The 403-nt window shown below is 42.2% G+C and carries 1 protein-coding gene; it reads left to right on the forward strand.

The annotated features are described in order from the left end of the window. Positions 1 to 403: CHASE domain-containing protein (locus AB4486_RS25435; RefSeq protein WP_372119497.1), on the forward strand; the 403-nt coding region annotated here is incomplete at both ends.

Below are 403 nucleotides of genomic sequence, written 5' to 3' on the forward strand. Positions count from 1 at the left end.
AAAAGTGGCAGCAGACGAGATTGCCGAGCATACCGCTAAGATGAAAGAAAAATACCCGTCTTACGAGCTGTTCACTATTCCAAAACACGAAGCCAAAGTCTTTGGTTACATCTTAGATGGTGAGCCGGCGTTCATTGCTAGTGACCTGTATCCCAACACACAAGCAAACGACAATGTACTTGGCTTTTATTTTTCTCGTGAGCGCTTCAAGCTGGTTTTAGATAATATTAAACAGACACGTAAAGCGAATATTTCAGACAAAGTTCGCTTGCTTCAAGACGGCTTAGATCAAAATACACCAAAGACCGGCATGTTGGTTTATCACCCTGTGTTTGAAGGCGAAAGCGATAATCTACTTGGCGTTGTGATTGGTGTGGTTCGAACGACTTACTACTTTGAAAAT

Source organism: Vibrio sp. 10N.222.55.C6 (assembly GCF_041473395.1).
GTDB lineage: Bacteria > Pseudomonadota > Gammaproteobacteria > Enterobacterales > Vibrionaceae > Vibrio > Vibrio crassostreae_C.